The organism is Amycolatopsis heterodermiae (genome assembly GCF_034929455.1).
GTDB classification, from domain to species: Bacteria; Actinomycetota; Actinomycetes; order Mycobacteriales; family Pseudonocardiaceae; genus Amycolatopsis; species Amycolatopsis heterodermiae.
Genome location: NZ_JAYFSI010000018.1, coordinates 60619 through 74030 on the forward strand (window position 1 = coordinate 60619; position 13412 = coordinate 74030).

Sequence of the window (13412 nt, forward strand, 5' to 3'; positions counted from 1 at the left end):
CCGGGCGGGATCCTTTTTGCACGAGCCCGGGATCAGCCCGCCTCGAGCGCCTCCGGCGTCACCGGCGGGTAGGCGAGGCAGGCCTGGTTGTACCGGTCGAGCCGTTCCTGCGCCTGCTCGGTCGCCACCCGGAACCGGGCGGCCGGCTCCGCCCCCGAGACCAGGACGTCGTGCATCGCCGAGGTCAGCTCGTCGTTGATCCCGCTGAGGTCGCCGAGCAGCGCGCCGGTCGCCGCCGGCGTCCGGTCCGACGAGAGGACCTGCTCCGCCGCGACGCGGAAACCGGGCTCCCGATCCGCCCAGCCGTCCGCGACGACCTGCTCGTACGCCGGCTGCATCACCGGGAGCGAACCGGCGTACAGGCGCCGGAGGGCGTGGTCCGGGTTGAGCAGGTGCTGGGTGAAGGCGAGCGCCGCGTCTTCCTTCTCCTTCGGCAGTCCCGCCGCCACGAACATCGACTGGCCGCCGAGGCTGCGGCCGGCGTACGGCGCCTCTTCGTTGTTCGGCACCGCGCCCATCGCGAGCTCGAACCCGGCCTCGGCGGCCAGGTGCGTCATGTACTGGGAGGTCGCCGACGACGTGATCACGAACGCGGTGTCCTGGCTCGTGAACGCTTCCATGGCCCCGAAGTAGTCACCCGGCTCGCCGGTGTACAGCAGGTGGCCGCGCTCGTGCATGTCCTGCCACCACCGCGCGTAGGCGAGCATCTCGGGTGAGTCGAGGGTGACCCGGGTGGACCGGCCGCTGCGCCCGTTGTCCCCGTTGCTCAGCAACCGGCCCTGCGCGGCGAGCTCCATCTGGATGAGCCAGCCGTGGTTGGGCCAGGCGATGCCGTGCGCCGGTCCGCCGGGCAGGCCGGCGACCGCGGCGCACGCGGCCGTGAGCTCCCGCCACGTCGACGGCAGCCGGTCGACCCCGGCCCGCCGCAGGACGTCCTGGTTGGCGAACAGGATGGCGGTCGACGCCATCGTCGGCATGGAGACCAGCTCGCCGCCCCTGCTGTAGTAGTCGCGCACGACCGGCAGGATGTCGTCGACGACCACCGGCTCCCCGAGGATCTTGGTGCGGTCCCCGAGCAGGCGCTGGATCGGCACGAACAGCGGACCGCCGCCGGCCCCGCGCGTGTCGAGCGCCACCTGGGTCGCCGAAAAGTAGTACTCGGCGACGTCCGGCGGGTTCCCCTGCGCCACCGCCTCGGCGACCGCCCGCGGCAGATCGGCGTAGTTGATCTCGCGAATCCGGATCCGGTGTCCCGGGTGCGCCCGGCCGAACGTCTCCGCGGCTTCCTTGACCGGGGCGTTGAAGTCCGGGATGGGATGGTCGGTGAGCCAGACGTCGATCGTTGTCGAGTCGGCCGGGTCGGCAGCGTTCGACACAACATCCTCCAATGCGAACGGGATTACGGGGAACGTCGTGGGTGCGCCGCTCGCGTCAGCTGGTGCCGGAGTTCGCCGCGATGAACTCGGCGACGCCCCGCGGGCGCAGGTCCACCCAGTGCTCCCCGACGTAGGCCAGGCACTCCGCGCGGCGCCCCGGCCCGTGCACGGCCGTCCAGCCGGCCGGCACGGGCGCGAACGCCGGCCACAGCGAGTGCTGGCCCTCGCCGTTGCGCAGGACGGTGTAGTCGGCGTCCTGGTCCTCGAATGGGTTCGCCATCCGTTGCACTCCTCCGCGTCAGGCCGCCGCGGCGGCGGCGCCGTCGATGTGTTCGGCCAGCTCGGCCACGGTCGGTTTGTCGAACAGCACGTTGATCAGCAGGTCGACGTCGAGGTCGGCCTTCATCCGGTTGAGCAGCCGCATCGCCTGCAGCGACTGGCCGCCGAGGTCGAAGAAGCTGTCGTCGATGCCGACCTGGGGCACCTCGAGCACCGAGCCGAAGATCGCGCACAGCGCTTCCTGCAGCGGCGTCTCCGGAGCCCGGTAGGCCGCGGCGGCCTCGAAGTCGGGCTCCGGCATCGCCTTGCGGTCCAGCTTCCCGTTCGCCGTCAGCGGGAGCGACGCCAGCTGGACGAACGCGGCCGGGATCATGTAGTCGGGCAACGACTCCCGGACGTGCGCGCGCAGCGCCCCCAGGTCGACGTCGCCGGACTCCGGCACGACGTAACCGACCAGCCGCTTCTCCCCCGACTCGAGCTCGCGGACCACGACGACGACCTGCGCGAGACCGGGGTAGGAGGCCAGCGCGGCCTCCACCTCGGCCAGCTCGACGCGGAAGCCGAGGATCTTCACCTGGCTGCTCGCCCGGCCGACCAGCTCGATCAGGCCGTCGTCGTTGCGGCGGGCCAGGTCGCCGGTGCGGTACATCCGGGTGCCCGGCTCGCCGAACGGGTCCGCGACGAACACCTCCGCCGTCAGGTCCGTGCGGCCGAAGTAGCCGCGCGAGACGCCCCGGCCGGCGATGTAGATCTCCCCTTCGGTGCCGTTCGGCACCGGGGAGAGCCGGTCGTCGAGGAGGTGGATCGTGACGTCGTTGAACGCGTCCCCGAGCGGCACCAGCGTGCCGGGCCGGAAGGACGCGTCCAGCGGGTTGTGCGCGGAGAACAGCGAACACTCCGTGACGCCGTACATCGCCCGGATCACGATGTCCGGGCAGGCGTCGAGGACCCGGCGCACCGCGCCGGGCGCGATCACGTCGCCGCCGGTGAGGATCTCGGACAGGCCGGTGAACGTGTCGAGGGACTCCTCCGCGAGCACCCGGAACAGCCCGGCGGTCAGGTGGATCCCGGTGATCCGCTCCCGCGCGATCAGCTCGCGCAGCGTCGCGGGCTCCAGGCGGCCGGGCGGGGCGATGACGATCCGGCCGCCGTGCAGCAGCGGCATCCAGATCTCGTAGGTGGACACGTTGAACGCGTACGGCGCCACCATCAGCACCCGCGCGTGCCGCTCGACCGTCCACTGGGTGTTGAAGATCAGCCGCACCACGTCCCGCTGCGTCACCGCGACACCCTTGGGGTGACCGGTGGAACCGGACGTGTGGATCACGTAGGCCAGCTGGTCCGGGTGGATCGGCACCGACGGGTCGGTGGCCGGCTGCCCGGCGGTCGCCGGGTCGTCGTCGACGACCAGCACCGGCACGCCGGCCGGCAGGCCGGCCCCGCGCATCACCGTGTCGGCCAACAGCACCGTCACGTCCGCGTGGTCGACGACCCACTGACGGCGGTCGGCCGGGTAGTCCTCGTGCACCGGCACGTAGACGCCGCCGGCCTTGACGGTCGCGAGGATCGCCACCACCAGGTCGATCGACCGCTCCAGCAGCACCGCCACCCGGTGGTCCTGGCGGACGCCGAGCCCGATGAGCCGGTGCGCGAGCCGGTTGGCCCGCTCGTCCAGCTCCCGGTAGGTCAGCGCGGTCGCGCCGTCGGACACCGCGATCGCGTCCGGTGTCCGCGCGACCTGCCCGGCGAACCGCTCGGAGATGACGAATGATTCCATTTCCGTGGTCCCCATCCCTATCCCGCCTGCGGTTCCGGCTCAGTTGCCGTCACGGTGCCGCTGGGTCTCGACCGCCTCGTACAGCGACCTGATGTTCGAACTGCCGAACGTGCTCGCGCCGGCCCGCTCGATGATCTCCAGGAAGATCGTGTTCCGCGGGTGCACCGACTTCGCGAAGATCTGGTAGAGCTGGCCGTCGTGGTCCTCGTCGAGCAGGATGTTCCGCGCGCGGAGCTCTTCGACGGTGTGCCGGTCCGGCTGCACGCGCTCGGCCAGCCGGGAGTAGTAGGCGTCCGGAGTGGACAGCAGCTCGATGCCGCGCTCCGCGAGCTGCGCCACCGTGGCGAGGATGTCGTCGGTGCGCAGCGCCATGTGCTGCACGCCCGGGCCGCCGTGGTCCTTCCGGAAGCCGTCCACCTGACCGGCCTCCATCGAGGCGTCGGCCTCGATCAGCGTGAGCGTAACCGCCCGCGACTTGCTCTGCACGACCTTGATGAACATGGCCTGGTCACCGGTCACGATGCGCTCGGCGAGCGTGAGGTCGAAGCCGAGGGCCTGCTGGTAGAACTTGACGGTCTCGTCGATCTGGCCGGGATCGACGACGACCGCGAAGTGGTCGACGGTGAGCAGTCCGGTGCCGGCGCCGGCGCCGGGCCCGGGTGCCGCGACCAGGGCGTGCCCCTCGTACGCGGCCGAGCCGGCCGGCCGCTGCACGAACGTGTGCGTCACGTCGCCGAAACCGATGATCGACGCGGTCACCACACCGTCGCGCTCGGCGGGCGCCGCGACCGGGCGCGCGCCACCGCGCACCGCCAGCTCGAACGCGCCGGCGGCGTCCGGCACCCGCAGGCCGATGTTGGCGACCCCGTCACCGTGCCGCTCGACGTACGCGGCCACCGGGTGGTCCTGCTCGACCGGCTCGGTCAGCACCAGGTCGACGTCCCCCTGCCCGACCACGACCGACCGGACCTGCCCCGGCGCGTCCCCGGAGGTCGCACGCACCGCGCAGCCGTAACCGTCCACGAGCCACTTGAGGCTCGTCTCGATGTCCTCGACATAGAACTCGACATAATCAACGGTCATGTTTTCGGATACCTGCGCTCGCGCAGTCATCATCCAACCTCCAGGCGCTGCCACCGACGTCGACCTACGACATTCCCCACTGACGTTGACATCCGGCGCACGCACGCACGTCTTTCCGATTGCCGAGTAGGGCCAACGGGTGGGCCACCGCTTCGGGCAACGAGGAAGACGCGGCATCCACGGCGCGCTGAAATGCTGTGGCCTGACCCCCATGCCTGACGGGAGAATTCCGTGAGCGAATTGAGCTGGACACCGCCCGAGGTCGCCGAGTTCTACGACGGCTCGAGCCCGATGGCCGACAAGTACTACTCCGGCTATCAGCACCTGGGCTACTGGTACGACGACCGCGACGAGGCCACGCTGGAAGAGGCCTCCCAGCGCCTCACCCGCAAGATCGTCGACACCCTCGGCCTGCGCCGCGGCGAGCACCTGCTCGACGCCGGGTGCGGCCTCGGCGCGCCGGCGATCCACATCGCGGGCGAGTACGGCGCCCGGGTCACCGGCATCACGATCAGCCCGGTCGAAGCCGCTCGCGCCCAGGCGCGTGCCGACGAGAGCGGCGTGTCCGACCTGGTGCGGTTCGAGGTCGGCGACTACCACGGCCTGACCCACCCGGAGAACCACTTCGACGCCATCGTCGCGATCGAGTCGCTCTTCAACGCCTTCGACCTCGGGAAGGCGCTGCTGGAGTTCCACCGCGTCCTCCGGCCCGGCGGGTGCGTCGCCTTCTCCGAAATGATCAAGACGTCGTCGGCCTCCCAGGCGAAGAAGCCGTTCCCCCAGGCCCGCGAGCCCATGACGGCCGAGGCCTGGGTGCGGGAGTTCGAGTCCGCGGGTTTCGTGGTCGAGGAGCAGGTCCAGTGCGGCCGCCGCGTCTACGTGAACAGCGGCCGGCGTTACCTCGAGCACCACGACGAGATGAGCGGCCGCCTCAGCGAGGAGTTCGGCGCGGAGCTGACCGCCGACATCCGCCAGGGCATGCAGAACGGGTTCCACCTCGGCCCGGAGGACGTGAGCTACCTGATCCTCTGCGCCCGGAAGCGGTAGCACACCGCCTCGGTTCTCCCGTCGCGGCCGCTGGCCGGGTGCGTTCCGCGCACCCGGCCATCGCCGTTTCCGGCGCACCGCGGTGCCGTTCCTGCGGAGTGCGGAGTGCGCGCCGAGAGCTGGAGGCGCGCCGACGTCGTCGTTAACGTTGACGCATGGGATCACCAGTCGACGACCTGCGGGCGGCACTGCCCGCCGACCGGGTGCTCACCGACCCGGACCTGCTCGCCACCCACCGCCGTGACGAGGCCGACCTCTGCGACGCCGGTACCCCGCTCGCCGTGGTGCGCCCGCGGGACACCGCGGAGGTCGCCGCCGCCGTCCGGGTGGCCGCCGCGCACGGGGTGCCCGTCGTCCCCCAGGGGGCGCGGACCGGGCTCGCCGGCGCGGCCAACGCGGTCGACGGAGCCCTGGTCGTGTCGCTGACCGGGTTGAACCGGATCCTCGAGATCGACCCGGCGGAGCGGATCGCCGTCGTGCAGCCGGGCGTGGTCAACGCCGAGCTGCGCCGCGCCGCCGCCAAGGAGGGCCTCGCCTACCCGCCGGACCCGGGCTCCTGGGAGTCCTCGACGATCGGCGGCAACGTCTCGACCGACGCGGGCGGGATGTGCTGCGTCAAGTACGGCGTCACCGGCGAGTACGTGCTCGGCATGGAGGTCGTGCTCGCCGACGGCGAGATCCTGCGCTGCGGCCGGCGGACGGTGAAGGGCGTCGCCGGCTACGACCTGACGCGGCTGTTCGTCGGCGCGGAGGGCACGCTCGGGATCATCACCGAGATCACCGTCCGGCTCCGGCCCGCGCCCCAGGAGACCCGGACCCTCGTGGCGGTGTACCCGACGGTGGCGGCCGCCGGCCAGGCCGTGTCCGCGGTGACCGCCGCCGGCCACGTGCCGAGCATGCTGGAGCTGCTCGACCGCACGCACCTGCGGGCGATCGAGGCGTACCGGCCGATGGGCCTGGACACCGAGGCCGCGGCGATGCTGCTGATCGCCACCGACACCGGAGATGGCGCCGGCGCCGAGCTCGACCGGATCGCCGAGTGCTGCCGGGCGGCCGGCGCGAGCGAGCTGTACGTCGCGGGCGACGCGGTCGAGGCCGAGGCACTGACCGCCGCCCGCCGGCTCGCCCACCCGGCGATGGAACAGCTTGCGGCGCGGACGTTCCCGGACGGCCGGGGCGGCCTCGTCGTGGACGACGTCGCGGTGCCGAGGTCGCGGATCGTCGACCTCGTGGTCGGCGTCGAGGAGATCTCCGCACGGCACGGCGTGCTCGTGGGCATGGTCGGGCACGCCGGCGACGGGAACCTCCACCCGGTGATCGTGGTGGACATGGCCGATCCGGCCGGCCGGGACCGCGGGCGGCTGGTGTTCGACGAGATCATGCGGCTGGGCCTGGCGCTGGGCGGCACCTGCACCGGCGAGCACGGCGTCGGCCTGCTCAAGCGGGACTGGCTCGCGCGCGAACTCGGTCCCGTCGGCCTGCGGGTCCACCGGGCGCTGAAGGCCGCGCTCGACCCGGCCGGAATCCTCAACCCCGGCAAGGTGATCGCGCCGGACTGACGGCACACGGGGAGACGGCGGCGGCCCGTCCCGGCTGGGAGCATCGGGAGGAAGAACGCTCACGCGGACGGAGACGCGATGCTGGTGGATGGCGGAAGTCCCGCGGTGGCCGTCATCGCCGGGACGCCGTACGACTCCGGGCTCGGTGCCGAGCTGCTGCGGGGAGCGGGGCTGCCCGCGCGGCCGCACGCCATGGCGGTGTCGCCGGACGAGCAGGACGCGTTGCAGTACCAGGATCCCGCCGGCCTGGCGGCCGCGTTCCACCGGTGCCTGGCCGAGCTGCGCGCCGGCGGCACCGACCTCGCGATGCTGTTCTGCAACTCGCTGTCCGCGGTGGTCGACCACGACGACGCGGCCCTGCCGGTGATCTCGCCGCTCACCGTGTACCGCGAGCTGCTGCCGAAGCTGGGCTCGTCGCTGGTCGTCACCGGGAACGCGCAGGCCGTCCTCGGGGTCGAGCGCACCGCGTGGCGGACCGCTCCCGGCCACCGGATGCTCGGCGTGTCGGATCCCGCGCTGGTGCGCGGGATCGAGGCCGGTGACCCCGAAGCGGCCTTCGCCGCCTCGCACCTGCCGACCACGTTGCGCCTCGCCGAACGACTCGGGCTCGACGCCGTCGTCCTCGCCTGCACGCACTTCACGACCGTCCTGCCGTTCGTCACCGCCGCCTGCGACCTGCCCGTCTTCGACGTCGGCAGCCGCCTCGTCGAGCTGACCACGCTGGCCGCCACCGGATCGGAGAACCATGCTTGAGCTGTCCCGCGCCGACCTGCACGTCTCGATCTCCGATCCGGCGGCGACGTCGATGAACTTCCTCAACGAGATCGCCGGCCGGTACCCGGACGCGATCTCGCTCGCCGCGGGGCGGCCGTACGACGGGTTCTACTCGGTCGAGGACGTCGCCCGGTACCAGCAGTCCTATGTGGACCATCTGCGGGGGCGCGGCCTCGGCGAGCAGCAGGTGCGCGGTCTGCTGCTGCAGTACGGGCGCACCAACGGCCAGCTCGGTGAGCTGATCGCCAGGATGCTCGAGATCGACGAGGGCATCACGGTGCCCCCGGAGTCGGTGATGGTCACCGCGGGCTGCCAGGAAGCCATGATCATCGCGCTGCGCGCGCTGTGCGCGGGACCGGACGACGTCGTCCTCGTGGCCGAGCCCTGCTACGTCGGGCTGACCGGCGCCGCCCGGATCCTCGGCGTGGAAGTGGCGCCGGTGCCGGAAACCCCGGACGGGCTCGCCCCGGAGACCGTCGCCGAGGTCGCGCGGCAGGTCCGCGCGGCGGGCAAGCGGCCGCGCGCGCTCTACCTCGTGCCGAACTTCTCCAACCCGTCCGGCGTCTCGCTGCCCGTGGCGACCCGCCGCCGGCTGCTCGACGTCGCGGCCGAGCAGGACCTGCTCCTGCTCGAGGACGACCCGTACGGCCTGTTCGGCCTCGACGACGAGCCGCGCCCGACGCTGAAGTCACTGGACACCGGGGGCCGCGTGATCTACCTCGGCTCGTTCGCGAAGTCGTGCTTCCCCGGCGCCCGCGTCGGCTTCCTCGTCGCCGACCAGACCGTGGTCGGCGAGGAGGGCAAACGCACCCTGCTCGCCGACGAGATGTCGGCCGTCAAGAGCATGCTGACCGTGAACACCTCGCCGATCTCGCAGGCCGTCATCGGCGGCGTCCTCGTCGAGTCGGGCTGCAGCCTGCGCACCGCCAACCGGGACAAGCTCGCGTTCTACCGGAACAACCTGCGCACCCTGCTCGCCGCGCTGGAGGAGCACTTCCCGCAGCCGGGACGCGGCGAGCTCGGGGTGCGGTGGAACGTGCCGAGCGGCGGTTTCTTCGCGGTCGTGGACGTGCCGTTCCAGGCCGACGAGAAGCTGCTCGAACGCTCGGCCGAGCAGTTCGGGGTCCTGTGGACCCCGATGAGCTTCTTCTACACCGACGGCGGCCACCACGCGATCCGGCTGTCCTGCAGCTACCTCGAAGCGGAGCAGATCGCGGAGGGCGTGCGGCGGCTGTCCCGGCTCGTCACCGAGAACGCGTGAGGCGCTTCCGGGACCTGCCGGCTACGGCTGCTTCGCGACGCGGTAGTGCATCCGGAAGGTCTCCGGACCCTTGCTCGTGCCGACGAGCTCGAGCTCCTGCTGGCCGCCGAGGTGGTCGAACAGCCGGATTCCCGAGCCGAGCAGCACCGGCACGACGTGCAGGGACACCACGTCGACCAGACCCGCGTTGAGGCACTGCTGGATGACGTCGGCGCCGCCCATCACGGCCACGGCGCGGCCGTCGGCGATCTCCTGCGCCTTGGCCATCGCGGCTTCGATGCCCTCGGAAACGAAGACGAACCTCGTCCACTCCCCGGTCTTCACCTTTTCCGGAACATCATGCGAAACGATGATGTAAGGGGCCGGGATCGGCGGATTTCCGTCCCACGCCCCGGACTGGTCGAACGTGCGACGACCGGCGACGACCGCGCCGAACTCGTCCGCTTTGAAGAGTTCCCGTGCCTCGTCGGTGTACCCGTCTTCGGAACTGTCGTCCGCGAGCGCCCACCGGTGAAGACGCGTCACGTCACCGTCCGGCGTGGCGATGAACCCGTCCAAAGACACCGTGATATCGACAACGATTTCTCCCAAGACCCCGCGTCCTTTCGCATCGACCATCGGACCGTTCAAAGAACGTATGGGGTGGCCGGCACCGGCACATCTTCGAAATTGCGTTCGGCACTCGTGGGTGCGGCGGCTCAAGCGGCGTTCGGCCTGCGGGCGGCCTCGGCCAAAGCCGTCAGGTCGCCGGCCACGGCGGCCAGGGACGGCTGGGTTTCGATCTCGGCGGCGATTCCCGCGGCGGCGTGGCGGAACGCCTGCTGCCCGAGCAGTTCCGCGCACCGGTCCGCCACCGTGCCCGGGTCGACCTCACCCGGTGGCAGGCGCAGGCCGGCGCCCGCCGCCACCACCGCCGCGGCGTTGTCCAGCTGGTCGTCGAACACCGGCAGCACCAGCTGCGGCTTTCCCGCACCGAGAGCCGTCAGCGCGGTGCCCTGGCCACCGTGGTGGATGACGACGTCGCAGGCGCGGAGCACGTGCGACAGCGGCATCCGGCCGACGTGGGTGACCACGGCGGGCAACGGGGGCCAGCCGGCGGCGACCGCGTCCTCGACCGCCACCACCACCTCCACGCCGAGCCGGGCGAGCGCGTGCAGCATCGGGATGACGATCTCCGACATCCCGTCGAGGCCGAGCCGGGGCAGCACCGTGCCCAGCGTGAGGCAGACCCGCGGCCGGCTCTTCGGCTGCCACACCCAGCCGGGCACCCGGGCCTGGCCGTCGTAGGGCACGTTGCGCATCCGGCGCTGGGTGACGGCGTGTGCCTGGCGCATGCTGGGCGGCCACGGGTTGAGCACCGTGGCGGGCCGCGGCACCGCGGGCACGCCGAGCCGGGCGAGGTGCGGCCCGAGCTCGTCCTCCGCCGCGGCGCGGTACTCGCCCAGCAGCGGAATCCCCCACTGCAGCTCGACCGAGGGCACCCCGTGCACCGAGGCGGCCACCGGCCCGGCCGCCTCCGCCCGCTCGCTGAGCACCAGGTCCGGCCGCCACGAGTCCACGATGGACAGCAGGCCGGGCAGGTTGCGGGCCGCGTTGCGGCCGAACACCCGCCCGTTGCCGTACCGCCGCGCCTCCAGTGCGTCCGTCGCGCCCTCCGCCGCGAACCCGGCGAAGTCCGCCGCGGGTCCACATGAGACGGACGGGAGCCCGGCGCGCAGCACCTCGGGCACGAAGTCGTCCGCGACCGCCACCAGCACCTCGTGACCGAGCCCGCGGAACGTCCACGCCAGCGGGACGAGCGGGTAGAAGTGCCCGCACAGGGCCACCGAGGTGAACAGTATCCGCATCCGTGTCTCCCCCGTCCGGTGCCGGCACGAAGCCCATGTCCCGCGTCGGACACTAGCTTCCTGCCTCGCACGGGCACCTCTCCGCGGCTGCTGCGTTCTCGCAACGCCGGAGATGCGGCCGTCCGGCCGCGGCGGGATGGTCGGGTGAAGTGCAGGAAACGCCCTCTTGACGGGAGGAAATGGTGACCGACGCCGGCACGACGCGAATGCCGGCCATCCGCCCGCCGCGCACCCCGGTCCTTCCGATCGGGCGAACAGCGCATTCCAGAAGATGGCGTGCACCGGAGGTCTCCACGAGAATGGACGCGCTCCGTCGCACAAGCGGCATCCGAAGCGGGCATCCGGCAGAGCACTGAACCCAAACGCAGTGGTCGTTGACGAGAGGACAAGAAACGTGACTGGCGCACAGGCTCCGCCGCTGGCTGGACGGCGGGAATGGATTGGGCTTGCGGTGCTCGCGCTGCCCACCATGTTGACGATGCTCGACAATGGTGTGCTGTACCTGGCCGTACCCAAGCTGAGCGAGGACCTCCACGCGAGCGGCATGGAACAGCTGTGGATCACGGACATCTACGGCTTCCTGATCGCGGGCTTCCTCGTCACCATGGGAACACTGGGTGACCGGATCGGCCGGCGCCGGCTGCTGCTCATCGGTGCCGCGGCCTTCGGGATCCTGTCCATCGTCGCGGCCTACTCGCAGAACACCGAGATGCTCATCATCGCCCGGGCCCTGATGGGCGTCGCGGGTGCGACGATCATGCCATCGACACTGGCCCTGATCATGAACATGTTCCCGAACCCCAAGCAGATGATGGCGGCGATCGGGGTGTGGTCCACCTCGATGATGGCCGGTCTGGCGCTGGGCCCGGTGATCGGTGGTGCCCTGCTCAACTCCTTCTGGTGGGGCTCCGTGTTCCTGATCGGCGTGCCGGTCATGATCCTGTTGCTGGTGGCCGGTCCGGGGCTGCTGCCGGAATCCAAGAACCCGCACGCGGGACGCCTGGACCTCTTCAGCGTCGCGCTGTCGCTGGCGGCGATCCTGCCGTTCATCTACGGCCTGAAGGAGCTGGCGCGGTCCGGCTTCGGCGTCTGGCCGGTCGTCGCGGTGGTCGCCGGCGTGGTCTTCGGCGTCGCGTTCGTCCTGCGCCAGCGCGGGCTCGCCAGCCCGCTGCTGGACATCCGGCTGTTCGCGATCCCCGCGGTGAGCGGCGCGCTGATCCTGAGCCTGCTGGTCTCGTCGGTCCAGGGTGGCTCGGCCTTCCTGCTCACCCAGCACATGCAGCTGGTCGACAGCCTGTCCCCGCTGGCGGCCGGGTTGTGGATGCTGGTGCCGTCGTTCGCGCTGGTGATCGGCATCCAGATCGTGACGAACCTCTCGGCGAAGATCAAGCCGGCCTTCATCCTGATGGGTGGCACGATCGTCGCCGCCATCGGCATGGTGGTGCTCACGCAGATCAGCGTCGGCGGGATCGGCACCCTGATCGTCGGGCTGAGCATCGTGTTCTTCGGGGTGAGCCCGGCCGGCCCGCTGATCAGCCAGCTGGTGATGCGGGCGTCCCCGCCGGAGCGGGCGGGCTCGGCGGCCTCGCTGGCCTCCACCGGCGGCGAGCTCGGTGTGGCACTGGGCATCGCGACGCTCGGCAGCCTCGCCGCGGCCGTGTACCAGTCCAAGGTCACCGTGCCGGCGAACGTCCCGGCGGATGTGGCCGGCCAGGCGCACGAGAGCATCGCGGGCGCGTTCGTCGCGTCCGCGAGGGTTCCCGGCGATCTGGCGAACACCCTGCTGACGAGCGCCCGGGACGTGTTCAACTCGGCGGTCTCGCTGACGTCGCTGGTCTGCGCGGTCGCGTTCGTCGCGCTGGCCGTGCTGACGTTCGCCACGCTGCGGTCGATCGCGCCGCTGGGCGGGCAGGGCGGCGGCGAAGGGCCGCCGCCGGAAGAGGTCCCCGCGGGCGAGCAGGACGACCAGGTGTCGAGCCCCGCGGTCTGATATCGGCACACGCGCACCACGACGAGTGGCCCCACCGTTTCGGTGGGGCCACTCGTCGTTTTCCGGCTCAGCGCCGAAGAACGAGCTGGACGTTGTCCTTGCCATCGCGCGGGGAGCGGATCACGCCCTGCAGCACCTTCATCGACTGCCGTGTCATGAACGCGCCACGGGCGATCTCGGAGTTCGACAAGCGCGGGCACGCGACCTCGACGCTTCGCAGGCCTTCTACGAGCGGTACCTTGGCCTGGTCCGCTCGCCGGCCGGACTCCGCACGCCGTCGTCTTCGAGACGAAGCCGATCGCGTTCGCCCTCCGCGACTTCCGGGCTCGTCGCACGATCGCGGCCTCGCCGAGCCCGTTTTCCGCTTTGCCCAAAGCGCTTCCCCGTCGGGGGATCGCATGAAAGGAGGCGAGCGGGCA

Annotated in this window: 11 protein-coding genes and 1 pseudogene; 6 read left to right on the top strand and 6 right to left on the bottom strand. The window is 71.5% G+C overall.

The window, feature by feature from the left end:
• Positions 1 to 32: 32 nt before the first annotated feature.
• From VA596_RS45810 to hppD, 4 genes are read right to left on the bottom strand one after another with little or no spacing between them, the layout of a single operon-like run.
• Entirely contained in the window at positions 33 to 1376 is a 1344-nt protein-coding gene (locus tag VA596_RS45810) for an ABC transporter substrate-binding protein (RefSeq protein ID WP_323336499.1), read from the bottom strand.
• A 55-nt stretch (positions 1377 to 1431) separates the two neighbouring features.
• Entirely contained in the window at positions 1432 to 1656 is a 225-nt protein-coding gene (locus tag VA596_RS45815; RefSeq protein ID WP_323336500.1) for an MbtH family protein, read from the bottom strand.
• Between the two features lie 18 nt (positions 1657 to 1674).
• Entirely contained in the window at positions 1675 to 3432 is a 1758-nt protein-coding gene (locus VA596_RS45820; protein WP_323336501.1) for a non-ribosomal peptide synthetase, read from the bottom strand.
• A gap of 39 nt (positions 3433 to 3471) precedes the next feature.
• A complete protein-coding gene (gene hppD / locus VA596_RS45825) occupies positions 3472 to 4515 on the bottom strand; it encodes a 4-hydroxyphenylpyruvate dioxygenase (protein ID WP_323336503.1) in 1044 nt (347 codons plus the stop codon).
• A gap of 231 nt (positions 4516 to 4746) precedes the next feature.
• Between hppD and VA596_RS45830 the strand changes: the two genes are divergently transcribed.
• The 4 genes from VA596_RS45830 (at position 4747) to VA596_RS45845 (ending at position 9156) form a co-directional block, all read left to right on the top strand.
• On the top strand, positions 4747 to 5562 hold the full coding sequence (locus VA596_RS45830; protein WP_323336505.1) for an SAM-dependent methyltransferase: 816 nt from the start codon (positions 4747 to 4749) through the stop codon (positions 5560 to 5562).
• A 155-nt stretch (positions 5563 to 5717) separates the two neighbouring features.
• Entirely contained in the window at positions 5718 to 7121 is a 1404-nt protein-coding gene (locus VA596_RS45835) for an FAD-binding oxidoreductase (RefSeq protein WP_323336507.1), read from the top strand.
• A 78-nt stretch (positions 7122 to 7199) separates the two neighbouring features.
• A complete protein-coding gene (locus VA596_RS45840; RefSeq protein ID WP_323336509.1) occupies positions 7200 to 7874 on the top strand; it encodes an aspartate/glutamate racemase family protein in 675 nt (224 codons plus the stop codon).
• Positions 7867 to 9156, top strand: a complete 1290-nt coding sequence (locus VA596_RS45845; RefSeq protein WP_323336511.1) for an aminotransferase-like domain-containing protein — start codon at positions 7867 to 7869, stop codon at positions 9154 to 9156. Before VA596_RS45840 ends, VA596_RS45845 begins: the two co-directional genes overlap by 8 nt.
• A 21-nt stretch (positions 9157 to 9177) precedes the next feature.
• On the opposite strand, the gene VA596_RS45850 is transcribed toward VA596_RS45845, so the two are convergent.
• Both VA596_RS45850 and VA596_RS45855 read right to left on the bottom strand, forming a co-directional pair.
• The gene (locus tag VA596_RS45850) at positions 9178 to 9858 is read right to left on the bottom strand and encodes a dihydrofolate reductase family protein (protein ID WP_323336513.1); all 681 of its coding nucleotides are present in this window, start codon (positions 9856 to 9858) and stop codon (positions 9178 to 9180) included.
• Entirely contained in the window at positions 9855 to 11003 is a 1149-nt protein-coding gene (locus VA596_RS45855) for a nucleotide disphospho-sugar-binding domain-containing protein (protein WP_323336515.1), read from the bottom strand. Before VA596_RS45855 ends, VA596_RS45850 begins: the two co-directional genes overlap by 4 nt.
• 478 nt (positions 11004 to 11481) lie before the next feature.
• On the opposite strand from VA596_RS45855, the gene VA596_RS45860 reads away from it, so the two are divergent.
• Both VA596_RS45860 and VA596_RS50770 read left to right on the top strand, forming a co-directional pair.
• Positions 11482 to 12993 carry an MFS transporter gene (locus VA596_RS45860; protein ID WP_323336517.1) on the top strand — a complete coding sequence of 504 codons (1512 nt, stop codon included), beginning with the start codon at positions 11482 to 11484 and terminating at the stop codon, positions 12991 to 12993.
• A gap of 145 nt (positions 12994 to 13138) precedes the next feature.
• A pseudogene (locus tag VA596_RS50770) lies at positions 13139 to 13350 on the top strand (hypothetical protein); the annotation flags it as partial.
• Positions 13351 to 13412 lie beyond the last annotated feature (62 nt).